The organism is Mesorhizobium sp. M0340 (assembly GCF_040321535.1).
In the GTDB taxonomy this organism is placed as follows: Bacteria; Pseudomonadota; Alphaproteobacteria; order Rhizobiales; family Rhizobiaceae; genus Mesorhizobium.
Map to the genome: position 1 here is coordinate 57578 of NZ_JAMYRR010000025.1, position 24014 is coordinate 81591.

Here is a 24014-nt window from a genome sequence, read left to right on the forward strand (position 1 = left end):
TTCCTCGTTGTCTTGAAGAACTGCTGATCAGTTGCCGGGATAGGCCGTACCGGTGCCCAGGAAACGCTTCGTCGTCTCGCGGGCGGCTTCCTCGGACTGCGCCTTGCGGGCAGCATCTTCGGCTTCAGCCCGGAACTGGGTCGCGAGCAGCGTCTGGATCTGGATCTGCTGCTTGGTCGAAAGCGCGATCAGCTGATTGGTGGCCTGGCTTGCCTCAAGGGCACCTGCCGCGCCCTGACTGCGGTTGACGAGATCGGTAAGCAGGTCGCCGTCGGCCCGCACGTTCTCCACGATCTGCGACTGCGCGCTCATGGTTTGGCGGAACGCCTGCATGGCGTTTTGCCAGCGCTCGCGCGCGGCGCTCGCCACATCGCTGACCTTGATTGTGGCGTCGTAGCTTTCCGGATATTGCACACGCCACTGGTTCTGAAGCTTGTCGAGATCGAAGCTCAGGCCGCTGGCCTGGGTCATCAGGCCGTCGATCCGTTGGAGCGAACCTGTGAGCTGGCCGACGGAAGAAAAATCCAAGCGCTGAAGATTGCGCGCCATGTTCTGCAGCATCGTCGCCTGGTTCTGAAGCGACTGGATCTGGTTGTTTATCTGCTCCAGGGAACGTGCCGCTGTCAGCACGTTCTGCGCATAATTCGACGGATCGAACACGATCAGGGCATGGGCCGGCTGGACGTAGTCGGCCATCGGTTTTGCGATTAGGGAAACGGTGATCAGGCTGGTGAGAAGGCGGCGCCGCATCATGACGATTGCTCCTTGTCTGGTTGAGGGAATTGCTGGAGAAGCTCGGCAGCCCAATCGAGGCCGCGCGCACTCAGGAACCGGGAGGCAAAGCTGTCCTGCCCGTGCTCTGACAGGACGCTGTCGATCAAAGCTTGCGTGGCCGGATCAGAGGCGCCGCAGAGCGCAAGAGCGATCGGGCCGAGCCCGAGCTCGAAGAGGCGGTTGCCGCGGCGCGACTGCACATAATACTGGCGCTTCGGTGTGGCACGGGCGACCAATTCGATCTGCCGCTCGTTCAGACCAAATCGCTCATAAGCCACCCGCGCCTGCGGTTCCACGGCACGGTCATTGGGGAGAAAAATGCGCTGTGGGCAGCTCTCGATGATCGCCGGCGCGATGGAAGAGCCAGCGATGTCGGCAAGCGACTGCGTGGCAAAGATCACCGACACGTTCTTCTTTCGCAGCACCTTCAGCCATTCACGGATGCGGGCGGCAAAGAGAGGGTTGTCGAGATAGACCCACGCCTCGTCGAGCATCAGCAGCGTCGGCCGTCCGTCGAACCGCTCCTCGAGTCGATGGAACAGATAGGTGAGCACCGGGAGCACAGCGCCTTGGCTGTGCATCAGCTCTTCGGTCTCGAAACACTGCACATCCGACAAAGCCAGCCGATCTTCATCGGCATCGAGCAGCCGGCCGAAGGGACCGTCGAGCGTGTAGGGCATCAACGCGGCCTTGAGCCCATTGGACTGAAGCAGAACCGACAAGCCCGTCAGCGTGCGTTCCTGCACCGGCGCAGTGGCAAGGCTGATCAGTGCCGACCAGATCGCCTCCTTTACCTCCGGCGTAACGGTGACATTCTCATGGGCAACGAGGCCGGCGATCCATTCCGCCGCCCAGCTGCGAGTAGCCTGGTCGCCGATATTGCTCAGTGGCTGGAAGGCAAGCGCACCATCCGCGCCCAGCGCGTGGTGTTCTCCGCCCATGGCCAGTGTTGCCGCACGAGCCGAATTGCCCTTGTCGAAGACATAGACCTGTGCCCCGGCATAGCGTCGAAACTGCAGAGCGACTAGCGCAAGCAGAACCGACTTGCCGGCACCGGTCGGCCCAACGACCAGCATGTGGCCGACATCGCCAACGTGGGTGGAAAGCCGAAACGGTGTCGACCCGTTGGTCTCTGCGAAGAGAAGCGGCGGGGATTCGGTCCCAGTCACGTTGGCGAGATGCTCGTTATCCACCGGACCGGCCCACGCCGACGACAGCGGCATGACATGGGCAAGATTCAGCGTGTGAACGAGCGGCTGGCGAACGTTAGCGTAGACATGACCGGGCAACGAGCCGAGCCACGCCTCGACCGCATTGATGCTTTCACGGATCGTGGTGAAGCCGAGCCCATTGACTATGCGCTCAACCGCTCGGAGCTTTTCCGCGGCGGCCTGCCGGTCCTGGTCCCATACCGTCACCGTTGTGGTGAGATAGCCGAAGCCGACGTGATCGCCGCCCAATGCCTGAAGGGCGGCATCCGCATCGAGCGCCTTGTTGTCGGCGTCACTATCGACGAGAGGGACGGGTTCGTTGGTCACGACCTCGCGCAGGATGGCTGCGACCGATTTGCGCTTGGCAAACCACTGACGGCGCAACCGGGTCAGTGTCTTTGTGGCTTCCGTCTTGTCGAGCGGGATGAAGCGCGTCATCCAGCGGTAGGCGAAATCCTGATGGTTGAGCGCGTCGAGGATCCCTGGCCGGGTGACGTTAGGGAAACCAAGAATGGTGAGGGTGCACAGATGCTGCTCACCCAGCATCGGCTCCAGGCCGCCGGTAAGCGGCGCGTCAACCAGAACACCGTCGAGATACATTGGCGTTTCCGGCATGGCGACCGGATGGCGGTAGGTCGAGATTGTGCCGTGCAGATAGGTTAGCGTCTCGGCATCATTGAGGGCGCGCACTTCCGGCGTGAAGCCGGACAGCAAATCCAGGACGCGGTCGGTCTCGTCGCGAAACCACGCCAGCTCCTGGCGCCAGTCTCTAGCCCCTCCCGAGTGATGCGAGTCGACCAGTGCGCTTTCCGCCCGCGCCTGGCCATCTGGCGCCGGCATGAAGACCAAGGTCAGATGATAGCGACTCTCGAAGTGCGCGACCTTGCCCTCGAAGGCCGCGCGCCTTTCCTCATCGACCAGCCATGAGGCAGCATCGGGAAAAGCCGAGCTCGGATAGCCCAGCGCTTCAACGCGCTCGGCCTCGAAAAACAACCCCCATCCGGAGCCCAACCTTCGTAGCGCATTGTTGGCTCGTGCGCAGATGCCGACCAACTCGGCTTCGGTCGCGCTTTCAAGGTCGGGGCCACGGAACCGGAAGGTTCGCTGGAAGCTACTGTCTTTATTGAGCACGATGCCGGGCGCGACCAAAGCGGCCCAGGGCAGATGGTCGGCAAGCCGATCGGCTTTGCCGCGATACTCCGAAAGGTTCAGCATGCAAGCCACCCCTTCAGGCGAAGATGACGGACAAGCACGCTGGCGAAGTCCGGATCGCGGCGAGCGGCAAAGACCGCGAGGGTGTGGCCGGCGATCCAGAGCGCCAGTCCGGCGATCCACTGCTGCAGGCCAAGGCCTATTGCCGCGGCCACCGTGCCGTTGAGGATCGCCACCGCTCGCGGCGCGCCGCCCAGCAGGATCGGCTCAGTCAATGCCCTGTGAACGGGGACTTCGAAACCCTCGACATGCTGCTCTCCGGTGGCCATCAGACGAGTGCCCCGCCGCCGAAGGAGAAGAAGGAGAGAAAGAAGCTCGATGCCGCGAAGGCGATCGACAGGCCGAAGACAATCTGGATCAGCCGGCGAAAACCGCCTGCCGTGTCACCGAAAGCAAGGGTCAGGCCGGTGGTGATGATGATGATCACCGCGACGATCTTGGCGACCGGTCCCTGCACCGACTCAAGGATCTGCTGCAGCGGCTGTTCCCAAGGCATGCCGGAGCCCGCTGCGTGGGCCGGGAGGGTGAGAAGAAACGCGAGCGCGATGGACGAAAGGAAGCGAAGCTTCTTGAGCATGAGGTGACCTTTCAAAACTGCTGGAGTTGCGGAAGCGTGAGCGGGGTGACGGTGTAATCACCGCTGCTGTCGAGACCGGTGACCTCAGCGATCGCGTCAATGCGGCGCGAGGATCCGCGCCCAGCGATGAAGACGATCAGATCTACCGCATCAGCGATGAGGCGGCGGGGAACGGTGACGACGGCTTCCTGGGCGAGCTGCTCGATACGGTAGAGAGCGGAGCGCGCCGAATTGGCGTGAACCGTCGCGATGCCGCCGGGATGCCCGGTGTTCCATGCCTTCAGCATGTCCAGGGCTTCCGCGCCCCTGACTTTGCCCACGATGATGCGGTCGGGTCTGAGCCGCAGGGTCGAGCGCACGAGATCGGCGAGCGTGACCGACCCCCGCCTCGTCCTCAAGGCAACGCAATCCTTCGCCGCGCATTGCAGTTCGCGCGTGTCCTCGATCAGGATCACCCGCTCGTCGCAATCGGCGACTTGTGCCAGCAGCGCATTGGCAAGTGTTGTCTTGCCCGACGACGTGCCGCCGGCGACCAGGATGTTGCGCCGCTCGCGGACCGCCTTCTTCAGCGCATCGGCCTGCAGCGGCAGCATGACCCGGTCGGCGACATAGTCGGCCAACTTGTAGAGTTTCGCCGCAGGCTTTCGGATGGCGAAGCATGGCCCCAGCACGACAGGCGGCAGCAGACCCTCGAAGCGCTCGCCCGATGGCAATTCGGCGCTGACAATCGGATTGTCAGCATGCGCCTCGGCGCGCACGTGGGAGGCGACCAGGCGGATGATGCGTTCGGCCTCAGAAGGATGCATGTGCACGCCGGTGTCGACCCGGCCTTCACCCAACCGGTCGAGCCGCAGCGCACCGTCGGGATTGACCATCACCTCAATGACGGTCGGATCGGCAAGGGCTTCGGTGATCGCCGGACCCATGGCGGTGCGCAGCATGACGCGGCGGCGATGGTCGGCTTCCGGATGAGAACTCATCCTTCCCCTCCCCTGCGATCGTCGGTGCCAAGTGACCGTTTCCCGGAAGCGATTTGGCGGCCGACCTGTTCGACGAATTTGTCGAAGCGCTCCTGGGCAATCGCTTGCGTGGCCCTGTCCGGCACCGGCGTGTGAGCATGAAGCGTGATCGAAAAGCGGATGAAGAGCGCCAGGCTCTCCAGGATCATCTCGACATCGCGCCTGACATGTCCGAGGTCGCGGGAAAGACGGTCGAGCCTCTTGCCGTAGCGCTGGTCGAGTTCATTCTCCCCACGCCGCTCGATAAAGGTCTCGACCGCGTGCGCCACAATGGCCGATTTGGTGGTCGATGGATTGCGGCTGAGGTTCTCCAGCTTCTGGCTCAACTCGGGTTCAAGCAAAAACTGGTGACGAATGCGGTGGGGCTTCATGCTGCTCGTTCCCTCTGACCGGCGCTGATGCACCGGCGACGGGAACGAGCATCGTCGAGATCCTCGAAATCGCTTACGGCCGTTATCTACGCTGAGATGCGCCCGCGTATGGCGCGCCGTTCAGAAGCCGGGCACGATGTCCTTGTCGTCGCCCATTCCCTCATTGAGGCCGTACGCACGTGCTGCGGTGGAAATCCGATCCATGACGCGCTTGTCGGCGAGCGTCTCGCAGTCATCGTCTGCGGGCGTGAACAGATCGCCATGATCAGGCTCCTGGACGACGAGGGTCCGTTCTTCGCGCAGGCCCGGATGGCGCTGCTGCTGGACACCTCCGTCTTCGATTGCCGCGCCGGCACTGTCGTCATCGCCAGCAAGACGCCGATCCACGCCGCGCACCTGTCCGCTCCAATCGTCCGGGCGCGACGTGGGCCGATCCGCGTAGGCACCGTCGCGCAGCACCGGCGAAGGCAGCACTCGCTCCGTGAAATTCGGATCCTGGTAATAACGCAACTTCTTGGCGCGAATCGGCGGCAATCCCGAAACCAGGATTAGTTCGTCAGCCTGCGGCAACTGCATCACCTCACCCGGCGTCAGCAGGGGGCGAGCGGTCTCTTGGCGGCTTACCATGACGTGGGACAACCAGGGCGCCAACCGATGGCCGGCATAGTTGCGCATCGATCTGAGTTCCGTCGCGGTACCGAGCGCGTCCGAGATGCGTTTGGCCGTGCGCTCGTCATTTGAGGAAAAGGCAATCCGCACATGGCAATTGTCGAGAATGGCGTTGTTCTCGCCATAGGCCTTGGAGATTTGGTTCAACGATTGCGCTATCAGATAAGCGCGGATGCCGTAGCCTGCCATGAAGGCGAGCGCAGTCTCGAAGAAGTCGAGCCGACCGAGCGCCGGAAATTCATCCAGCATCATCAGGAGCTGATGCTTGCGGCTCTTCTTTGGATCGCCCTCCAGGCGCTCGGTCAGCCGCCGGCCGATTTGATTGAGCACCAATCGCACCAGGGGCTTAGTGCGCGAGATATCCGACGGCGGCACGACCAGATACAGCGACATCGGTCGCTCGGCATCCACAAGGTCGGCAATGCGCCAGTCGCAGGCCGATGTTGCCGCGGCCACCGTTGGATCACGATAGAGCCCGAGAAACGACATGGCGGTCGAGAGAACGCCTGAGCGCTCGTTCTCTGACTTGTTCAGCACCTCACGAGCCGCCGAGGCCACGACCGGATGGACCTGGGGCTTGTCCACCGTGCCGAGGTGGTTTGTGGTCATCATCCGCTGCAGTGTCGCAGCGAATGAGCGTTGCGGGTCCGACAGGAAGGTGGCAACACGGGCGAGTGTCTTTTCCTCTTCGGCGTAGAGCACGTGCAAGATGGCGCCAACTAGGAGTGAATGACTGGTCTTCTCCCAATGGTTCCGCCGCTCCAGCGCGCCTTCCGGATCGACGAGAATGTCGGCGATGTTCTGAACGTCGCGGACCTCATCTGGACCTTTGCGCACTTCCAGCAGCGGGTTGTACCGCGCCGATCTCGGATCGGTCGGATTGAACAAGAGACAGTGCGAGAACTTCGACCTCCAGCCAGAGGTCAGCTGCCAGTTCTCGCCTTTGATGTCGTGAATGACGGCCGAGCCGGTCCAGGAAAGAAGGGTTGGAACAACGAGTCCGACGCCCTTGCCCGAACGTGTCGGCGCAAAGGCCATGACGTGTTCTGGTCCGTCATGGCGCAGATAGCGATAATTCAGTCCGCCAAGGAAAACGCCGGCCGGCTGAAACAGCCCCGCCTTCTCGATTTCCAGCTTCATGGCCCATCGTGAGGACCCATAGGTGGTGACCAACCCCCGCTGCCGTGCGCGCCAGAGGGACCCAGCTATCGCGGCGGCACAGCCCAGGAACCCGCTGGCTCCGGCAAGTATGCCAGCCTTGTCGAAGACTTCAGGCGCATAGGCGTCAAATTGGAACCACCATTCGAACAGTTTCCACGGCTGGTAGATCGGCCAGCCGACTGTCACAAACCATGGCGCGCCGAGTGGCGGCTGATAGGAGAGCATGTGGGCGCACCATTGGGTTGCAATCCACACGCCAAGAATGACAATTGCGAATACGACAGCGATCTGCCCAATCAGCAACTTCGTGGGTGTCAATGGCTTGCTCCGCTCTTCTGGCCAGACGGACCAAACATCGCGCCGAGCGATGAGAATTCGAACGGCCGCTACGTGCGACTAGGTGCGATGACAAGGTTGATAGGCATTGTTCAGCTGCGAACAGCAAAAATCCGCCGCAGCAACCGATCGCCAGGTACGCGGTTTGGTCGCAGAAGATGTTGGGGCTTCAGGCGCGGGCACATTGAAGATGTGCTGACAGACAAACCTTTGGAGCCGACGCGTTTGTGCGATTAGCGAGCTGAAGGGCTCGGCGAGAAGTCGTCGTTCTCAATCGGGCGACGGGGATACATCGGCGAAGACGGCATAAGGCAGGATGGGCCAGACCGAGCCGACGGCAAGGTCGTAGCCAAGGCCTTGGAGCGCATAGCGCCTGGCCGGGAGGCCGCCGCCAGTCAGGCTTACGCGGCGCGTCGTTGAGCGAGGTGAAGACCCGAACGGGCTCGACGAGGGTCCACGGCGGTCACAATGTTGTGGTGGTGATCGCAGTAGACGCGATCCGGCGAAGTTGGCCCAGCACAAAAACGATAACCGCCAGGTACAGAAGCGTCTTCGCTCACCGGGAAGCGGCACTGATAGAGGCCTAGCTGAATGAGGGGGACGTCTCTCGAAGTTGGTCTGATATTTTCAGGCATGATGGTTTCCTAGTTCGTAGCAATTACCAGCTGACGGCCGCAGTGCGACCCGTCGGGACGAGCTTCTCTCGTTTTGGAGGGCTATGGGTCACCATATGGTGTTGGTAGCACCATCAATGAAGCCCTACGCCCTGCTTCTGAAGCCAATAGTTTGCGACTTAAGGCCACACGCGCGAACGCATTAGCAATCTACCATCGTGTCCCCGAGGCACTCGCCCGCCGCGGTTTGCCGGCGGCGGGGTGGCACTGGCTTGTGGGGCCCTAGGCCCACTCGCGGCGCTCGCACTCGATCTCGGTGCGGGTTTGCCGTGTCTCATCGCCCTGTCAGCGCCTTGCAAATGAGCGAAACCAAGCTGTCGCGCGCTCGCTCGTGGAGTGCGCCTTTCGGCCGACATGCAAGGAAATCATCAACGCTCATCCAATCAGCCGGGTTTGTGTCGGCGTCTGGCTGGCTGAATTCCACATACAGATGCAGTTCGTCCGGCATGAAGACGACCCTCCACGATCTTTTGATGTCATTGGCAAGGTTATAGGCGAGGACGGCCATGGCGGGGCACTCCTTTCGCCGTGGAGCTTGCCTATCTCACGGGAAAATTCCATCGCCAGAAGTTGGTATTGACGCTCCCGCTTTCTCAGAAATCCAACGTCCGCATGATGCCGAAAGGTGCGGCTAGCTTTTTGTGTATCCTGGTTGGAACACGGGACCGCCGCGCAAGTTCGGTGCACGCAGCCATTCCTCCCCTCCAGGTATTGCTGCAGATCGGTATCCCGATCGGCCCGCGCTCCCCGCAAGGGCGCGGGCCTCGGCCTGTGGTGCTCATGCCATCTACTTCGATCCGCAAGATGGAATATGATCTGGATAGAAGGACCCTCTCGGTGTGGTTCGTCGCCAGCGGCAAGCGGTACGAGTTTGAGGGGGTACCGCCGGAAACCTTTGCCGCGTTCCGGGCCGCCTTCGCCAAGGGCCGCTATTTCAACGACCACATCCGCAATAATTTCCGCTACCGTCTGGTTGCGAGCAATAGCGACCCGGGATGACCTGACCTGCCGGCGGCTCAATCGTCCTGTCGCTCCAACCGGCGGTTGGTGGACGCGTTGCCGCTGTTGCGCTTAGGGTTGGTTACGGTCCGCGCTCACTTGGCAAGCCCAACCCCCCGCATCCCCCCGCCTGGTGCAAAGCGTTTGATCGGTCCCGCCGTTCTGGCAGTGCGGCGGGACTTTTTTGCGGTCCAGCTGAAGCATCGGCGCGCGGGGAAGGCGCGGTGCACGCAGCACCCTTTTCTCATCCAACGTACGTCGGTGGCGCGCTGAAGGGTCTCAACGTCGGTCTGCCGCCGGAGCTCAACTAGCTGGACTATTGCTCGACCGGAAGCGGCTCGTGTTGCGGCTCAGCGTGGTGGAACACCTGTCCAAGATCGCGCGCGTCGAACGTTTGGCCGCAGACTGGGCAGCAGACAAAGTGCTTCGACTCGTCCTCTACCGGCCCGTCATGCGGCCTGCCCTCATAACCTGTCGCGATGTTGTCGGTTCTAATCCGGCGCACGACAAGTGCCTTTCGTCGTTTTGGTGGCCGATACTTCTCCATTAGCCGGACCTTCTCACGGTTACCGTGACCAATGGCCCGAGGTCGATCATCACAGCGTTCTCGTCGATGCGCCTGACCTCTCCTTTCAGATCGATTTGCTGGCCTCGGTTCACCTTGGTGTGGTCGATGATGGAATGTGGGAAGTCGTAACCTGGGATCGAGACCCTTACGCGGTCCTCTGTTACCCGCGTCAGAACCCTGGCCGTAATCGCCACCTGGTCACCAATGCCTATTCTCCGAGCCATGCCATGGATTCTGGTGCGGGCAGTGTCTTCTTCAAGAGGCTTCTAATATACGCCGGCCATCCTAAGGCTGACCTACGACCAGAGTTACAAAAGTTGAACTTCACCGGGGAACACTCCTTCTGTCTGCCTGTTCAATTTGCCAGGCGCATCCCGCGCATTCAGACAGGAGAAAGAAGATGAAACGCATCCTTTTGGCTTCGGCCGTGCTGGCGGTGTCGGCCGGGCTTTCCTTTGCCCAGACGACGAGCGGAACTTCGAGCGGAACCTCGACGAGCGGCACCTCGACCACCACAACCATGCCCAGCACGACGGATCAGGGCACCGGCACGACGAGCAGCGGGACCAACATGTCCGGCGATCAGGGCACCGACACGACCACCACCAGCGGCACCACAAATCCGAACTCGGCCAGAGACTGCGCGCCCGGCCAGCAGACTGGCAGCGCTCAGCAGGCGGCGCCTGGTCAGCAGGACACGACAGCCAACACCGCCGCGCCGGGCCAGGTGAAAAAGACCGGTGAAGGTTGCTGATTGGCACATCGGCTCAGGTTGGGAATCACCAGCGTGTGGCTGGCTGATCTCCCCCGACCACCGCCTGAACTCAACTCGGCAGGCGAGCAAGTTCCCGCCAGCTCAACGTTCTGATGCTGAAAATACTGGACCAGATCTATGCGGTCTCACCGTTAGCGCCAGCGAAGCGACGACACCGGGGCGGGACAGGCGAGGCCGCTACAGCTCCAGGCTTGTCTTCCCGGTGCGCACGGCGTCGACGACTTCGCGCATCGAGTCGAGGACGAGCTGCCGACGATCCGCATGCGGATCAGCAACTCAGGGTCGATCGAGGGACGGCCGATCGGGCAGGCCGCACCCTAATACCCAAGCGGAAAGGCCCCGCCCACGCCTGGACACGGCCAGTGTATATCGGCGGGCTGCTTGCCAATGAGCTCTAGTGATGTCGAGCGCCCGCTGCGCCGATATGAGCGTGGAGGCCACGAACAGGCGTATCAAAGGTCTGGCCTGATCGCGCCGGCTGATGATGCGCATAAAGGCCTGGGGGCCAGGCATCAGCGGCTCGGCCGCCGCCACGATCTCGGCCTGCCGCCACTTGTACAAGGGCGCCAGATACTGGCGGATGGCCTTTAGCGTAGCGTCATGCTGGAGCGCCAACGGATCGGGATCGATGCCGCCAAAGGCGACAAGACCAAGTACCCAGGCCGGAAGCCAGCAGCGATGGGGAAGCGCGACAAGATCGTGAAGTTGGATGCCGAGGGCATGACCAGAACAGCGATAGCCAAAGGAACTGGGGGTCAGTGAGCGGAGCGTTTATCCGGCGCTTCAGGGGACCGGTGAGCGCCGATAGGTGACCACTAGGACTACGAGGCGAATTAGGCCCCACCAGACTATGAAACGCTCCTCTCCTAAGCTGACCCGCGCTCTTCCGTATCTTGACCCTCAGCTTCAGACGCCTGTCGAGGAAGTGTTCGACGCTGGCCATCACCCGTGCGCCCGCACGCTCGCTGCAAACATAGAGGGCAGTCGTCGGCGTAGCGAACGAAGCAGTGCTTGCGTCGCTCCAGTTCCTTGGCGAGTTCGTCCAGCATTCCGACTTTGAAACATGGGTGATTTCCACACAGTCGCGGCGGGGCAAGACCGGCTTTTAAGCGGTTGAGACGGATCATGGATGGTCGCTGGCTCTGGATGACGGAAACGGATCAAAACGACGGCTGGATGCTCTGCATAGCCAACGAGATCACAATCTGCGGCTTCGGAAGCGAGGCTAGTCTCCATGACGTCAGGGCACGCCGCCGCTTCCGGTCTGCCAGTCTGGCGCATGTGTCAACAGTTCCGAGCCGAAGCACTGCACCGGCCTCCCAGCCAAAGAAAGTTGGCTCGCCCGACTGGCAGAAGAAGGCCTCGATGCTTCGCGCCTTCGCGGGGCCGTCAGCCAGACCATCGCCGGTGAGCCGCCGAAGGAACGTGGCATCCTTGCCGCGCTGCGCCGATCCCGCTGCCGGAGCCGATCTCCAGGTCAAGATCTGATGCGACATCTGCTCGATACAAACCGCCTCGGAGCCCCTGCTCTAAAGGACGGCCCAACGAAACGACCATAATCTTTTCATCTCCTCCCTCACAGCCGTCGAATTCGTCGCGGTGTGCTTGAGAAGCCGTCGGGCAAGCGGCGTGACGAGCTCGAAAAATAGTTCGCGGCGTCGGACGGTGCACAGATGCTTTTTGCCGGCCGGGTCCTGTTGTACGACGAGAGGATGGTCCGGCTAGGCAAAGTGCCGGGCCCAAGGAGAGCCAGCTCAGCCTCAATCGAATCGGCCAGCGGTTCTTTGAATTCGCGGTAATCCACATTCATGCAACCACTGCCCTTGTCTTCGCGTTTAGCTGCGTTCAATCGTGGGGAGCGACATGAATGAGGGCCTTCAGTCCAATTACAATCTGCCTCAATCGCAACCTGACGGTGGTCGCGTCCATAGCCGACGCAATGAAGGTGCTTCAGCAACCATGGCCTAGAATGGGAAAGCCGGGGCGGCTCAACGCGATCCGAATGGTCGAGGAGTCCCTCGCCGGGCATTGCAGCCAGCAAGCTGCGCTCGAGGCCTTCAAGGCGGCGGCGGCTGAACAGGGACTCCTTAGAACAAGAGGGACCACCGCAGGTCTGGGGAAAATTGCGCGGATGGTTGAAGATCTGATGTGAGGTCATGCCGGCCTCGCTAACACTGAAGAGCCGCCCCACTTGAAGCCCGAAATACTGCCTTCTCCCGCGGCAGCCGAAACGCCTCAAAACGGGCTATTAGCCTGGACGTGAGAAGGCCCTGGCTTCGCGTCCGGGACAGCCAGGACCCAAGTCGCGGCGGTGGCAACTAATCTGGTGGTGGCCGTCAGATGGTTCAGCCAGGTCGGCACGAGAACCGAAGATAACCGGGACTGTGCCGGCGTCGGCATTCGCAAAGAGGGGCACTCTGCATCGTTCTCGATGGCTAATCAGCAGGAAGGAACGTCTTTGGCCTCTTTGGCAGCAGCCTCGAAGGCCTGACGGACCTCCACCGGGGTCAGCCGCCCCTAAAATGCGTCGGCGCAGGACTGGATCGCCAGCTTCCACTTCGGTCCCCTCTTCGGCCACTTCATGTTCCTCGGCGGCTCCCTTGACGTGGCTCACCCCGTAGGTGAGCCCAGGTCGGTTGGCCCTGACGTAGACCGGAGGGGATAACCAGTGGAGTGCCATGAGGGGGAACTTAGGCGGGAAGAGCCCGTTGACCAACCCAGCTGTAGGCGCGGATAGGGGAGCGATGTAGGCCCCTCGCGGGTTTAGAGGTTGCAGCGGTCGTTCTTCGGATGTGCAGCCGCTGTGGCGGGGGTCCGTCGCGGCTCCTTGCTGGCGGCGGGCTCCGCAAAGCGCGGTGTTGGTCGGAGACAATAGAACCTTATACCGCAATCCAACTTAGCTAGTTGTAATGTCCCCTCCTCTTTTGCAGCAGCCAGGAATGCCCTGCAGGCCTCCTCCGGCTCCATCTGACGCTGCCCCCAGTTTCTATCCATTTTTGAGTTCCTCAGCCCTCCAGGAACGCCAGAAGCGCCGCATTCACCTCGTTGCTCTCTTCGCGTTGAACCCAATGCGTCCCCTGCTCGAAAGTCTGCAGGCGGCCATCGTCGCAAAGGGCGAGACTGCGCTTGGCCAGCCCGGATTCCAGAGCCTGGTCCTGCATCCCCCACATAACAAGAGTGGGCGTCGTGATCCGCTCCTTCAGGCTCGGGCGAAAGCGCAAGGCGCGATACCAGTTGAGCATGTTGGTCAGCGCCCCCGGCCGCTCCCAAGCCTGCCGATATTCTGCAATCTCCTCTTCTTCGAAGGCGCCTTCCCGGCTGGATGTCCTGAGTGCTCGTGCAAGCAAGGCCGAGCGGCGCGCACCCAAAACGGCTTCGGGCAGCAAGGGGCTCTGGAAGAAAACCGCGTAGCTGCTCCGCAGAAACTGCGTCGGAGATCGCAGGGCATGGGTAAACAGCACCTCGGGATGGGGCGCATTCAGGATGACGAGCTTGTCCAGGCGATGAGGCAACTTTGCCCCGGCGGCCCAAGCGACGATGCCGCCCCAGTCATGGCCGGCGAGGTGAAACCTACCGATGCCGAGCGCGTCGGCCAGGGCGACGACATCGCCGAGGAGCTTGGGGAGGGTGTACTCGCGGATGCCCTCTGGCTTGTCGCTGGTGTTGTAGCCCCTCTGGTCGGGAACGATGACCCGATATCCGGCGGAAGCGAGCGTACCGATCTGCCGTCTCCAGCCGATCCAGAAGTCCGGGAAGCCGTGCAGGAGCATGACCGGCTTACCCTCGGCAGGCCCGGCCTGAACGACATGAAGCCGAATGCTTCCGGCGTTGACGAACTGATGTTCAGGCGCGAGTGAGATCATGGCTGGTAACGTGGGTGTCGTTAAAGTGATCCAGCGCAATGAGGATTTAGATCAGGCTGCGTCGTCCCGACAACATGCACGCTCAGCCGTCGCATCCCCCCGGCAGATGGGCATGGGAGCCGAAGGTCCAAGTGGGATGACGCCAGTGTTTCTGCAGCCGGGATGTTATTTTGCAAGCGCAGGTCTGCACCTGCATCCTTTGGCGCTATTATACGTTTCCCCGCGACGAAGGTGCTCCGGACCGGCGGCCATGTCGAAGAAAACAACCGAGGACCCTTACGAAGGTAAAGTGCAACTTGAGCGGCCGCCCGACCCGGAGGGCCGCGGACGCAATGCCGAATGGCCGTCAGAGATTCCTGGCCGCGGCTGGAAGGACGTGCTGTGGCGGGTCTTCGCTGAGCTCACAGAGGACCGTGTTATGCTTATCGCGGCCGGGGCCGCATTCTATCTGCTTCTTGCCCTCTTTCCAGCGCTTGCCGCCTTCGTGTCCATCTACGGTTTCGTCGCCGATCCTCAGACCATCGCTGAGCACGTTGCGTTCCTTGGCGGCGTACTGCCCTCGGGAGGTCTGGATATCATCAGATCTCAGCTTGCGTCCTTAGCCGCTCAGAAGACTGGCGCGCTCAGCTTCGGCTTCATCTTCGGCCTTGCCGTCACACTGTGGAGCGCCAGTAACGGCATAAAGACGCTATTCGAAGCCATGAACATCGCCTACGAGGAGAGAGAAAAGCGCGGCTTCATCCACCTGAATCTCCTGGCCTTGGGCTTCACACTTGGCGCCATCCTCATTGGCATCGGCTTTATCGTCTCGGTGGGGATTGTGCCGGCCGTGCTTGCGCTGCTGAACCTCGGCGGCTGGATCGAAGCCCTTGTGCGGATCCTTCGGTGGCCGATGATGCTCATCATGGTTGGCGTCGGGACCACGCTGATTTACCGCTACGGGCCCAGCCGTGAAAGGGCAAAGTGGAAATGGGCGACATGGGGCGCCTTCCTCGCGGCTGTGGTCTGGATCGCAGTCTCGATAGGATTCTCCTACTATCTTGAAAACTTCGCCAACTACAACGCGACGTATGGAGCCCTTGGGGCAGTCATCGGCTTGATGATGTGGACTTGGATTTCTGTGATTATCCTGGTTGTAGGTGCGGAGCTAAATTCAGAGATGGAGCATCAGACAGCGATGGACACCACCACAGGTGCGCAGCAGCCGATGGGTGCGCGAGGTGCCACGGTCGCCGACACGCTGGGCGGATCGGCCGATGCCGCCGACCAGCAGTCGCGTTTTGACGAGCGCAACGCGTAGCGCGCAGATCACTTTGCACGCCATCGTCAAGCGGCTGTAACCAACGCCGCGGAGCGTGGCCAGAACGGCTCAAGGCGCTGATCGCCCGGCTTGCCCAGGTGACTGGCGATCTCACCATCCAGAAGCAACGCAAAAGCGCCGTCGCCGATGCCGAACCCCTCGCCAGCCTCGACGAGGTCATTGTTCTGCTCAAGCGTCAGAGCCGCCGACTTGAAGGGCGAGATCGCCTCGCTAATCGACGACGACCCGCTGTGGGCCTGTCTCGATTAGGTCTTCCGTTCGGTCAAGGGTGTCGCCCGATACTCCTGATGGCCGAGTTGCCCGAGATTGGCACCCTTTCCAATAAGGCCATCGCCAAACTGGTAGGCTTGGCGCCGATCGCCAGTGACAGCGGCAGGCGCAGCGGTCGAAGACCGGTGCGCGGCGGCCGTGAAGGTCCGCGCTCCAGCCTCTCCCTCGTCGCGCTCACCGTCGCCAGATATGGTCCCCACCCCGGCGCCTTCCATCAGAGTTGAAGCAGGCAGGAAAGGAAAAGATGGTGATTCGCATTGCGCTCGCCCGCAAGCTACTCGTCATTCCGAATGCAAAGGCACGCGATGCGCGCACCGAGTTGGAAAATGCAACTTGGACACCCCAGCCAGTCGCTCATTGGGAACCAACGGGCCTTACCTCCGTTTGCTCCTCGAATGGAGGAAACCATGAACAACCGGAATTCTGAACGGCGTCCCCCGACTGCGGTAAGAGCTGGTGACGGTACCTCGGAAGACATAGGAGCGACCGTAAGCGGCGCGTTATCCAAAGCGTCGGACATAGCACAAGGGGCAGCGGGAACCGCCAAACGGGCGGCCGCTGGTGGCGCGTCGACCGTGACCAATCAGGTGAAGGAGATGTTGGACCGTCAGGTCGGCAGCGGCGCCGAGGTGATGGGCCAGCTGGCGAGCTCGACCAAACGTGCGGCCGAGGACCTCGACACAAATGCACCGATAGTCGCTGGGGTCGTGCGCACCTTCGCGAATAGGCTTGATGGATACGCAGACGACCTGCGAGACAGATCCGTCGATCAACTGGTTCTTGCAGCGTCCGATTTGGCCAGGCGCAAGCCGGGTTTGGTGTTTGGGCTGGCCGCCGTAGCGGGTTTTTTGACATTCCGCACACTGAAGAGCGCGCCTCCCGCTCCAGAATCCATCAAGGAAAGGCGGCAGGGAGCGAACTGATCTGATGGCACAGGAACAACTGAAGAATTCGCCTCTCCCTCAAGCACTGTCGGCAGTGTTGGCGGACGTCGCGGACCTCTTTCAGAAAGAGTTGCGCCTGGCGCATGCGGAGCTGTCCGCCAACGTCTCAACGAAGCTCCAAGCAGGTGTGTGGATGTCTGCTGCTGGCGCGCTGGGAGTGGTCGCCGCTCTGCTTCTAATGCAAGCCCTCGTACTTGGAATCGCGAGCTTAGGGATAGCTCTGCACTGGTCGTGTCTGATCGTCGCGGCCGCAACGGCGGCTGCCGCTGCTTTCGCCTACTATAGGGGCCGCGCTGATGCGCAAAAAGAACTTCTGCCGACACACTCCATAAGCCAGATAAAGCAGGATATTGCGACAACCAAGGAGCAACTAACATGAGCCGCAATTCACAGGTCCAGGATTTTGGAACGAAAGAATGGCTTCTCAGCTCCGCTAGGAACAATCCCGAAGGCCTTCTGCTCGTCGCAGCAGGGTGCGCGCTGCTAATGCGCAGCCGCGGTTCAAGTGCCGGGCATCGCGAGCAATCCCGTGGAACCAACGGGCGCCAAAATGCTCCGCACGTACGCACCGCCAGCGGCGGGGCGTCAAAAACGCAGGAAGAGGCTAGCGAGACAGCAGAGGCCATGCGCGACAATTTAGCCGGCATTGGGGAGAAGGTGAGTGAAACCGCAAGTCACTACGCATCATCGGCCGCGGCATACGCAGAACAGGCCGGTCGCACCGTATCCGAGAAGTCAGGGCGCGTGGTGCAGCAAGCCCAATCAACGTTCCAGGACACGATTGGCCGCATGGTGGAAGAACAACCATTGGCTTTTGTCCTGGCCGGCTTCGCAGCCGGTGCCGCTATAGCTGCTGCTTTACCGGCCAGCGATGTCGAGAGGCGCACGCTCGGCCCAGTAGGAGAGCGATTGACGGATGCTGCTGAAAAAGCTGGGGACCGATTGAAGTCGTCGACAGCAAAGGCGGGCGAACGGCTCAAGAGCGCAGCCGAGGAACGTGGGCTGAATTCGGACGGCCTCAAGGAGGTCGCAAGGGACGTTGCGGGCGCCTTTGGGAGTGCCTTATCAGAAGAGCAATCAAGTGAACCCGTGCAGCCGTCTTCGCCAAGCCCAAGTGGATCGAGCGGTCCATCCACCGCCAAGCTGCAACCGGGCAGCGCCACCCCTTCGGAAGGAATAACGGCCAAATCGCAGCGGTCGGACAACCCTCGGTCGAGCAAACCTGCCCGCCCCGGTGGCAAGAGAGATTTATGATGGCCGATCCGCAACTTGAGCATCTTGAATACGAAGTTGAGGCTGCCCGGGCTAAGCTCGCGGAGGATTTGTCGACACTTCGGTCGCCAAACATGCTCTCCGAGTTTACCGACGATTTGAAACACGAAGCGCTTGAGGCAAAGGATGCGCTGGTGGAGAAAGCAAGAGCCTCAATGCAATCGGTGGCGCAGGCGATTATTGACGATGTCAAGGCAAAGGCGGCTGCCAATCCGAGCGCTGCTTTGGCGATTGGGGCCGGTTTGGGGTGGCGTTTCCTCCGCCGTCCGCCGATCGCAACCGCACTTGTCGGAGCGGGATTGTTCAGCTTATTGCGGACCAATTCAGCCCGGCCACCCGGCGAGCAGCAGGTGGATCACCTATCGTACGCCAAGGAGCGCCTGAAGGAGCAATCTAGTGATTTGGCGGAAAGCGTCAGTGATTTCGCTCTTGAAACGGCTGGTAAAATAAAACGCGAAGCTGCCGAGTTGACCGGCGTGGCCAAGGAAACTGTTAAAGAGAAGACAGAACGTCTAGCTGCGGGTATCCGCCATAGCGGCGTTGGGCCGCACGAGGGCGAGACTGCCGCAAGAGCATCCGCACCCTTCGATGAAGCTTCGTTAGCTGTTCAAGACGCATCGGGCGATGAGCATACCGAGGACAAACTCCTTCTGGCGGCAGCAGGTTTGGCAGTCGCCGCGGCTGTCGGCTTTGCCTATCAACGACGTCGGAATGAGCAGATGGACACCGACCGAACTGGAAGGGCGTAGACAGAGGTCATTGCAGAGAAACAGTCGTCCTGAAGGCAAAGTATGATGCCGCGCTCACATTTATCGAGTCCCGACGAGTTCAGCCATCGGGTTGCATATTCTGGAACCACGGACGGCGCGATGACGATGCGCACGGCGGAGAAGATCGGACAAAGGGGTCAAGCCCTTCGAGCATGATGATCGTCGGCCGGTCGGTCATGGCCCTCAGCGAAACCGCCAGCGACCGGCTGAAGCGGAATTTCACCCCGAAAACGATGCAAGTGCTGCCGACGCTATAACGTGAGCGCAAGAATTGGCAGTTTAATTGTATCTTTTGCGAGCAAAAACATCTGCACGCTCCCGCATTGCGCGATATTAACGCCAGTTTTCCATTGTAAGTTCCCTCGCTGGGCTGGGCTGACAGGAACCTCTGCCCGCGTCGCTGGCGCGCTCTGTCCCCTGTCAGGACGAACTTTCTCGGATCCGGCTTGGCGCTGCCGGTGCCCGCGCACGCAACTGCTCAGTCATCAGGGACGAGTGTTCTCGGGCATTCCGCTATCGCGACCTCGTTTCCAACGTTTTAACACGCCCACTCGAGCTTGATCTCGCCGAGCGCTGCGCTAGCCCTTCCGATCTGGCTATTGCCAATGTGTATTTGACCAGGCTTGCGCAGGCGAACGCTTCGACGACGCCGCAATATTAGCATCGCTCGTCGTTGCAATTTTCTCGAAATGCGCAGCTCGACGACCGCCTGCTAGGCGTGTTCGTTGCCCAGCGCTCACGAAGGGGACGCGCTAGCGGACGAATCCCGATCACCCAGTTCACGATCACTACGTTCCTACCCGATCACCGCTTGGCGCTGTCGCTGTCCGCTTCGGCCCGCGCAAGGAACTGCTCGGTCGTCGAGGGAAGACGGGTTTTCAGCCAATCCGCCATCGCGACTTCCTCTCGCAGATTCTCTTCGCAAGCCCGAAGAACCTCCGTTTCGCCGAGCGATCGAGCAGCGGCAATCAGGATCGTGTAGGAGGCGATTTCCATATGCTCGAACGTGTAGCTCGCGAGCGATCCTTTCATCACCTCGTCTCCAGCGAAGACGCCGCTCAGCGATTGCGCCATCGCCGTCAGCTTACCGCCAGCGTCCTTCATCGTGGATGAACCCTCGTCCATCTGATCGAGACAAGTCTTCAGCCGGGCAGCCTGCTGCTTCGTTTCGTCGAGGTGCTGTCGGATTCAGTCGCTCAGCTCGGGATAGTTCTCAATGCGACCCAACTGCCCGTTCAACATCGTTTCGGCCTGCTCTTCCATGGCATGAGCATCTCTAAGCCATTGGACAAACCATTCGCGGCTTTCTGACATTTCGAATCTCCTTTGCGATCTAAGGAAACTTTCAGAAGAGGACATTGTTCCGGAGTAGAGCCCGCCGAACGGGCCTTGACCGTCGCAGAGATCAGCGTCATGGCGGGTCTCAATTCATCTCGCGAAAATCCTGCAGCGATGCGTGGGAAAGGCCAAGATCGCGGAAGATCGGCGCAAGGAAAACGGCCCGTGGACGCTCGCCGCTGCGCCGCTCCATTATAAAGTCCAACTAGCATTGGCCCGCTTCCTGGCCATCCGACGCGGCGACATACGGCGACATGTTGAAGTGCCGCGCATGGCATACTCGACCGCTGCATGTCGTTCCTGGCAAGTAACAACGGCAAGCAGATGAAGCTACCAGCGCTCGGCGAAGCTGAAGTGGATTGTCGACGAGGCGCTGATCGCGGCGGCTGGCGCTCCGCATTGAGCCTTGTGCCTCACCGCACCACCGCAGTCACAAGGAACGCGACGGCCTCTCCGCTCGTTGATTGGTTTTCGAATCGAGCCGCCGTCATGAGGTTTCTAATATACGCCGGCCATCCTAAGGCTGACCTACGACCAGAGTTACAAAAGTTGAACTTCATCGGGGAACACTCCTTCTGTCTGCCTGTTCAATTTGCCAGGCGGCATCCCGCGCATTCAGACAGGAGAAAGATGACGAAACGTATCCTTTTGGCTTCGGCCGTGCTGGCGGTGTCGGCGGGGCTTTCCTTTGCCCAGACGACGAGCGGAACTTCGAGCGGAACCTCAACGAGCGGAACCTCGACCACGACAACCATGCCCAGCACGACGGATCAGGGCACCGGCACGACGAGCAGCGGGACCAACATGTCCGGCGATCAGGGCACCGACACGACCACCACCAGCGGCACCACAAGATCGTGTGCAAGGATTATTTTTCCCACCTGACGCTCACCAAGTTCTTACGCAAAGTGAGCATTGGAGAAATTGAGCTTCCGCTAACCCGAGCAGAAAGAAGCCAGAAGAGTGCCAAAGGCGTTCATCTCCAGCGACCTAGCTTCATACCTCGATAAGCGGCGCAAAATGGCACTGTCTGAAGTGCGCGCCTTCCGACGTAGCTAGCGCTCCCATGGCTCCTTTGCGCTTGGAGTTCAGCAGTCTCTAGATGACTGCAGGATGCTACCTCCCGTCCGCCATTCGTGCCCCCCTACCCCGAAATACGCCGACGGCTCGCGGGAACCCGCCAACTCCGAATTCCCGTTCGTGTCGAAATGGCAGAAAAGCGATGGAGGACTGCACGATGGACCCGCAAAACGAACCTTTCGAGATGTGCTGTCTTCTAATGGGGTCGTAAGCTGAGTTCGAAGCTATTGGACATGGTGTCAACAGCCTGAGGGTCGCCAAGGTCAGAGCGGCCGGCCGGCGCCCATCATTATGCGCGCGATCGCGATCTGCGCCTCGACCTTGGTGCCGGCAGGTGGCTCGCGTTACCTGCGGGCACATTAAGCGCTTCTCCAACCCTCTCGAACTCCGAGAAGAGATCGGAACCTTGATCAGGTGCGGGCAAAGGTCCGTTGCGAAAAATGCGGCCGCAAGGACTCGATGACAGCGGAAACCCTTCAGGCAGACGATCCTCATTCCGGAACTTCCGCAATGGAGCGCAGCCGAGATGCTCAAGCCGCTGCTGGCGCGGCGGACTGAAATCAGCGGTCAACCCGACCGTCGCTCGCTGTTGGCTGCCGGTGTGCCGTCGCCGAAGGAACAACAAGAGACTGGTCCAGTTAGAGCCATGCATGCGTCGATAGAAATGAAAGAGGAGATGACAATGGCGACGAAAAAAAGCTCTCAGGGCAGCTCCAAGGGCTTGGAAGACCTTTTCTATGATGGTCTGAAAGACATCTACTACGCCGAACGCAAGATTCTGACGGCGCTCCGGAAAATGGCAAAGGGCGCGGAGTCCGAAGAGTTGAAGGCGGCGTTCGAAAAACATCGTGACGAGACGGAAGGTCAGATCGAGCGTCTGCAGCAAGTTTTCGACGCCTTTGGCAGGAGAGCCCAAGGGAAAACGTGCCCGGCGATCGACGGCATCATCGAAGAAGGACAGGAGATTTTGGAGGAATTCGAGGAGGCTCCGGCATTGGACGCGGGTCTCGTGGCTGCAGCCCAGTCCGTCGAACATTATGAAATAGCGCGCTACGGGACTCTTGTCACATGGGCCGGGTTACTTGGCTTGAAAGACGCCGTCCCGCTACTCGAACAGACGCTCAAGGAAGAAAAAGCAACCGATGAGGCGCTCACCCGACTAGGCGAAACAGGCGTCAACGAACGGGCGATGCAACAGGCCGCATAACTTCGGATCGAATCGACGCGACCGCGGCCCCCGGCAGACGGGATTGGAGCTTGGTTGTATTCGCCAATCCAGGCACACGTGTACACCGCAGCCGCCGAGCCGTCGACGTGGTGGTGGCCGACCGGTTTCGACTAGGCCACCGGAACTGACAATGGGGGACTGCGAATGCGATTACTTGCCCACGCCTTGGGCGACAGGATGTTGGTATGAACGAGGATACCGCTCGTCGGCCCACGGCAGGCTCTTCCGGGTTCGACAGCTTTTTCATGGCTGGTTTCGAGTGTTCCTCCCACAGGCGCGCCGACGGGGCCCGTCTTGATCTGATCCGCGCGACCTCACATGACATCCATGCACATGCCGACTATCGCCGTTGTGCCGAGCTTGGGCTTCGCACGATCCGCGACGGCTTGCGCTGGCACCTGATTGAAACAGCGCCCGGAGTCTTCGACTGGTCGAGTTGGACGTCGGCGATCGAAGCAGCCCAGGCGGCCGGGGTGCAGATTATCTGGGATATCTTCCACTATGGCTCGCCAGACCATATCGACCAAGGTGGCCCGGGGTTTATCAAGGCCTACGTCCGTTTCGCCGCGGAAGCTGTTCGGGTTCATCGCTCCGCTACCGGGGTGGCTCCCCTGGTGTGCCCGATCAACGAGATTTCGTTTTTTGCATGGGCTGTGGAGGTCGGCTATTTCCCCCGCGTCGGGCCGAACAAGCGTGGATGGTTCAAACGACACCTTGTCAGGGCAGCGGTCGCCGGCGTGAGGGCCATGCGGGAGGCCGAACCCGGCTGCAGGTTCATCTGGGCTGAACCGCTGATCCATATTGCTCCTCGTGACCGTACTCACCCCGAGCGGCGGCGCGCCGAAAATGCTCGCCAGGGCCAATTCGAGGCGTATGACATGCTGATCGGGCGCGTGGAACCGGAGTTGGGCGGCAGCGAGGACGTTGTGGACGTCATCGGCCTCAACTTCTATCCGCACAACCAATGGTACTTGAATGGCCCAACGATACCGATGGGGCACCACGAATACCGTGCACTTTCGGAATTGCTGGTCGAGGTCGCCGAACGATACAAGAAGCCGATGTTCATCGCCGAGACCGGCGCCGAAGGTTCAGGCCGGCCAGCCTGGCTTCACTACGTTTGCGACGAAGTGCGCGATGCGACGAGCCTCGGTGCACCTGTTCAGGGTATATGCCTGTACCCGGTGACGGCCTACCCAGGTTGGGACAATTCGCGCCACGCCGAAGTCGGCTTGTTCTCCACCATTCATGCGGACGGCTCGCGCACTGTTCGCAAGCCACTTGCGGACGAGTTGGAGCGCCAGCGCCAATCGTTCTTGGCGTTTGAGGAACAACAAGCAAGCGCGCTATAGCCTCGCTGATACGAACAGTGCGCGCTTTTCAGCTGCATCAACAGCACAGCATATCTAGAGCTGTTCGCCGAGAAGCCGAGAAACATCGTTGGTCTCTTTGGCCGTGGGTCGCCCGACGCCGGTCAGGCCGGCGCATCATTCACTCGGCCGCCTCGCGCTGCGTCGGCGTGACGAGCATCCCGTTTGCTGGCAGGCGTGTCTGAATGCGCCCGAACGTAGCCAATGCCTGG

At 60.9% G+C, this 24014-nt stretch carries 24 protein-coding genes and 1 pseudogene; 14 read left to right on the forward strand and 11 right to left on the reverse strand.

Going from position 1 to position 24014, the window contains the following annotated elements; translation table 11 throughout:
• Nucleotides 1–27: 27 nt before the first annotated feature.
• From trbJ to NKI79_RS27165, 8 genes are all read right to left on the reverse strand, one after another.
• Nucleotides 28–753, reverse strand: coding sequence for a P-type conjugative transfer protein TrbJ (gene trbJ, locus NKI79_RS27125; protein ID WP_023718720.1), 726 nt, complete (start codon nt 751–753; stop codon nt 28–30).
• Nucleotides 750–3200, reverse strand: coding sequence for a conjugal transfer protein TrbE (gene trbE, locus NKI79_RS27130; RefSeq protein WP_352805924.1), 2451 nt, complete (start codon nt 3198–3200; stop codon nt 750–752). Before trbE ends, trbJ begins: the two co-directional genes overlap by 4 nt.
• Nucleotides 3194–3466, reverse strand: coding sequence for a VirB3 family type IV secretion system protein (locus tag NKI79_RS27135; RefSeq protein WP_352571685.1), 273 nt, complete (start codon nt 3464–3466; stop codon nt 3194–3196). Before NKI79_RS27135 ends, trbE begins: the two co-directional genes overlap by 7 nt.
• Nucleotides 3466–3774: a TrbC/VirB2 family type IV secretion system protein gene (locus NKI79_RS27140; protein ID WP_352805926.1), complete on the reverse strand. Its 309-nt coding sequence runs from the start codon at nt 3772–3774 to the stop codon at nt 3466–3468. Before NKI79_RS27140 ends, NKI79_RS27135 begins: the two co-directional genes overlap by 1 nt.
• Before the next feature lie 11 nt (nt 3775–3785).
• On the reverse strand, nt 3786–4754 hold the full coding sequence (gene trbB / locus NKI79_RS27145) for a P-type conjugative transfer ATPase TrbB (protein ID WP_352805929.1): 969 nt from the start codon (nt 4752–4754) through the stop codon (nt 3786–3788).
• Nucleotides 4751–5164 carry a CopG family transcriptional regulator gene (locus tag NKI79_RS27150; RefSeq protein ID WP_352547797.1) on the reverse strand — a complete coding sequence of 138 codons (414 nt, stop codon included), beginning with the start codon at nt 5162–5164 and terminating at the stop codon, nt 4751–4753. Before NKI79_RS27150 ends, trbB begins: the two co-directional genes overlap by 4 nt.
• Nucleotides 5165–5284: 120 nt before the next feature.
• The gene (locus NKI79_RS27155) at nt 5285–7312 is read right to left on the reverse strand and encodes a conjugal transfer protein TraG (RefSeq protein ID WP_352805931.1); all 2028 of its coding nucleotides are present in this window, start codon (nt 7310–7312) and stop codon (nt 5285–5287) included.
• 966 nt (nt 7313–8278) lie between these two features.
• Complete coding sequence (locus tag NKI79_RS27165) at nt 8279–8512, reverse strand: hypothetical protein (RefSeq protein ID WP_352805934.1); 234 nt, start codon at nt 8510–8512, stop codon at nt 8279–8281.
• A 20-nt stretch (nt 8513–8532) separates the two neighbouring features.
• Here NKI79_RS27165 and NKI79_RS27170 point away from each other — a divergent pair, with 20 nt between their 5' ends.
• Nucleotides 8533–9003 (forward strand): KTSC domain-containing protein, encoded by a 471-nt coding sequence (locus NKI79_RS27170; RefSeq protein ID WP_352805936.1) that lies wholly within the window; start codon nt 8533–8535, stop codon nt 9001–9003.
• 546 nt (nt 9004–9549) lie between these two features.
• Here NKI79_RS27170 and NKI79_RS27175 read toward each other — a convergent pair.
• Entirely contained in the window at nt 9550–9795 is a 246-nt protein-coding gene (locus tag NKI79_RS27175; RefSeq protein ID WP_352805939.1) for a hypothetical protein, read from the reverse strand.
• 176 nt (nt 9796–9971) lie between these two features.
• Here NKI79_RS27175 and NKI79_RS27180 point away from each other — a divergent pair, with 176 nt between their 5' ends.
• The 3 genes from NKI79_RS27180 (at nt 9972) to NKI79_RS27190 (ending at nt 12498) form a co-directional block, all read left to right on the forward strand.
• Nucleotides 9972–10325 carry a hypothetical protein gene (locus NKI79_RS27180; protein ID WP_352805941.1) on the forward strand — a complete coding sequence of 118 codons (354 nt, stop codon included), beginning with the start codon at nt 9972–9974 and terminating at the stop codon, nt 10323–10325.
• A gap of 1367 nt (nt 10326–11692) precedes the next feature.
• Complete coding sequence (locus NKI79_RS33340; protein WP_502895030.1) at nt 11693–11905, forward strand: hypothetical protein; 213 nt, start codon at nt 11693–11695, stop codon at nt 11903–11905.
• A gap of 308 nt (nt 11906–12213) precedes the next feature.
• Nucleotides 12214–12498 (forward strand): DUF982 domain-containing protein, encoded by a 285-nt coding sequence (locus tag NKI79_RS27190; protein ID WP_023680323.1) that lies wholly within the window; start codon nt 12214–12216, stop codon nt 12496–12498.
• 853 nt (nt 12499–13351) lie between these two features.
• Here the strand turns inward: NKI79_RS27190 and NKI79_RS27195 are convergent.
• Complete coding sequence (locus NKI79_RS27195; protein WP_352805943.1) at nt 13352–14209, reverse strand: alpha/beta fold hydrolase; 858 nt, start codon at nt 14207–14209, stop codon at nt 13352–13354.
• A gap of 250 nt (nt 14210–14459) precedes the next feature.
• Here NKI79_RS27195 and NKI79_RS27200 point away from each other — a divergent pair, with 250 nt between their 5' ends.
• The 6 genes from NKI79_RS27200 to NKI79_RS27225 all read left to right on the forward strand — a co-directional run bounded on the left by NKI79_RS27200 (nt 14460) and on the right by NKI79_RS27225 (nt 18765).
• Nucleotides 14460–15509: a YihY/virulence factor BrkB family protein gene (locus tag NKI79_RS27200; protein WP_352594607.1), complete on the forward strand. Its 1050-nt coding sequence runs from the start codon at nt 14460–14462 to the stop codon at nt 15507–15509.
• A gap of 98 nt (nt 15510–15607) precedes the next feature.
• The gene (locus NKI79_RS27205) at nt 15608–16024 is read left to right on the forward strand and encodes a transposase (RefSeq protein WP_352594609.1); all 417 of its coding nucleotides are present in this window, start codon (nt 15608–15610) and stop codon (nt 16022–16024) included.
• Nucleotides 16025–16375: 351 nt separating this feature from the next.
• Nucleotides 16376–16723: a hypothetical protein gene (locus tag NKI79_RS27210; RefSeq protein ID WP_352805945.1), complete on the forward strand. Its 348-nt coding sequence runs from the start codon at nt 16376–16378 to the stop codon at nt 16721–16723.
• A 4-nt stretch (nt 16724–16727) separates the two neighbouring features.
• Nucleotides 16728–17123: a phage holin family protein gene (locus tag NKI79_RS27215; RefSeq protein ID WP_352594613.1), complete on the forward strand. Its 396-nt coding sequence runs from the start codon at nt 16728–16730 to the stop codon at nt 17121–17123.
• Nucleotides 17120–17998: a hypothetical protein gene (locus tag NKI79_RS27220; protein ID WP_352643330.1), complete on the forward strand. Its 879-nt coding sequence runs from the start codon at nt 17120–17122 to the stop codon at nt 17996–17998. The genes NKI79_RS27215 and NKI79_RS27220 overlap by 4 nt, the downstream gene beginning before the upstream one ends.
• Complete coding sequence (locus NKI79_RS27225) at nt 17995–18765, forward strand: hypothetical protein (RefSeq protein WP_352805947.1); 771 nt, start codon at nt 17995–17997, stop codon at nt 18763–18765. The genes NKI79_RS27220 and NKI79_RS27225 overlap by 4 nt, the downstream gene beginning before the upstream one ends.
• An 825-nt stretch (nt 18766–19590) precedes the next feature.
• Here NKI79_RS27225 and NKI79_RS27230 read toward each other — a convergent pair.
• Nucleotides 19591–20100: pseudogene (locus NKI79_RS27230) on the reverse strand (ferritin-like domain-containing protein).
• Between the two features lie 654 nt (nt 20101–20754).
• On the opposite strand from NKI79_RS27230, the gene NKI79_RS27235 reads away from it, so the two are divergent.
• The 4 genes from NKI79_RS27235 (at nt 20755) to NKI79_RS27250 (ending at nt 23784) form a co-directional block, all read left to right on the forward strand.
• On the forward strand, nt 20755–21009 hold the full coding sequence (locus tag NKI79_RS27235) for a hypothetical protein (RefSeq protein ID WP_352805949.1): 255 nt from the start codon (nt 20755–20757) through the stop codon (nt 21007–21009).
• 23 nt (nt 21010–21032) lie between these two features.
• Nucleotides 21033–21134 (forward strand): pyocin activator PrtN family protein, encoded by a 102-nt coding sequence (locus tag NKI79_RS33345; protein ID WP_502909865.1) that lies wholly within the window; start codon nt 21033–21035, stop codon nt 21132–21134.
• Between the two features lie 752 nt (nt 21135–21886).
• Nucleotides 21887–22411, forward strand: a complete 525-nt coding sequence (locus NKI79_RS27245) for a YciE/YciF ferroxidase family protein (RefSeq protein ID WP_352566851.1) — start codon at nt 21887–21889, stop codon at nt 22409–22411.
• A gap of 206 nt (nt 22412–22617) precedes the next feature.
• The gene (locus tag NKI79_RS27250; RefSeq protein WP_023677857.1) at nt 22618–23784 is read left to right on the forward strand and encodes a glycoside hydrolase family 1 protein; all 1167 of its coding nucleotides are present in this window, start codon (nt 22618–22620) and stop codon (nt 23782–23784) included.
• Nucleotides 23785–24014 lie beyond the last annotated feature (230 nt).